This is a genomic window from Oleiphilus sp. HI0086 (assembly GCF_001635225.1).
In genome coordinates, this window is record NZ_LWFZ01001167.1 from 1 (window position 1) to 1,300 (window position 1,300).

Below are 1,300 nucleotides of genomic sequence, written 5' to 3' on the forward strand. Positions count from 1 at the left end.
CTGGAACGACTCGACCCGCCTCGCTTTCCTCTCGCCAAGCAATTCTATAAACAAGCGAACTACCATTCCCACGTCGGTAAAGAAGACGAGGTTTACATCCTTAGAAATAACAACTCAAACAATAAAATCGTTGCGGCTGTTCGCCTGGTCAAGAGCGATCAATATCTGATTCTACGCAGCATGGTCGTGGTTCCATCCGAGCAGCGGCAAGGCATAGGAAGCAGGCTACTTACCGAACTAAAACCACACCTGACAAATCGCGAGTGCTGGTGCTTTCCTTTTGAGTGGCTTAAAGACTTTTATGCTCAAATTGGCTTTCAGCTTCAGAATATAGAACAGGCTCCTCCTTATATCGCTGAATCTCTTCGTCGCTATCTTCGACAAGGACGAAAACTCACCCTAATGAAGCACCCGCTTGCTTGATTTTCCCCAGATATCCTCCATAGTGTATCTTACAACGGTGTCTAAATCGGCTTCATGCCATGACCCAGTCTGTACAGAATAAGGAGCAAGTGACGTGCATTCCGTAAAAATAAAAGATTATATGAGCCCAAATGTTTTATCCTTCAAACCTGAAGACAGCGTTATTACGGCTTTAAGAACTCTGGTAAAAAAAGGCCGTTCGGGCGCACCGGTAATAGATAATGAAGGGAAGCTGGTTGGTATTCTTTCAGAATTGGATTGTTTGAAAGAAGCTCTAAATGACGGCTACTACCAATCAGTAGGTGATCGAGTCGCCGATCACATGACGACCGAGCTAGACATGGTTGAACAAGAAGATGATATCATTGTCTGCGCAGAGTTCTTCACTTCTGGCCGACGACGACTACCGGTTATGGACGGCGGCAAGCTTGTTGGCATTATTACTCGTCAAGACTTTGCTCGCGCACTGATCAACCGTATTGACCATCCTCACCACGGTGACAACTAGATCATGAACTACTAGACTGAGCCAGCCCTTCAGGGTTTGGCTCAGGCTGTATTAAACTAATCATTTCCCATCCAACTGAAGGCTTTGCATCTGTTCTGCCTAAAGGCACAACCTGCTTATCTGGACGAATCGCAAACAATAGCGTCAGCCGATTACCATGGAGCTGTAAATAGTCCTCATAGGTAAACTCTTCAGAGAGCTGCGTCGTTCTAATTGTCGCGCCTTTACTTACCAAGCTCGCTAACTTTGCAAAGGTCGCTCCCTCGTCAAACTGATTTCGTGTTCGCACATATTTTTCAGACGATTGATGACTAGCGCGCACATCCTGATCACCTTCAGGCAAACCAAGAACACTCCCAACACCCATTA

2 protein-coding genes and 1 pseudogene are annotated in these 1,300 nt (G+C 46.1%); 2 read left to right on the forward strand and 1 reads right to left on the reverse strand.

Going from position 1 to position 1,300, the window contains the following annotated elements:
• Both A3756_RS20410 and A3756_RS20415 read left to right on the forward strand, forming a co-directional pair.
• Window positions 1-423, forward strand: a 423-nt coding sequence (locus A3756_RS20410; protein WP_068554469.1) for a GNAT family N-acetyltransferase, incomplete at its 5' end; no start/stop codon positions are given.
• A 94-nt stretch (window positions 424-517) separates the two neighbouring features.
• A complete protein-coding gene (locus A3756_RS20415) occupies window positions 518-931 on the forward strand; it encodes a CBS domain-containing protein (protein ID WP_082870359.1) in 414 nt (137 codons plus the stop codon).
• 1 nt (window position 932) lies between these two features.
• Here A3756_RS20415 and A3756_RS28075 read toward each other — a convergent pair.
• Window positions 933-1,300: pseudogene (locus A3756_RS28075) on the reverse strand (hypothetical protein); the annotation flags it as partial.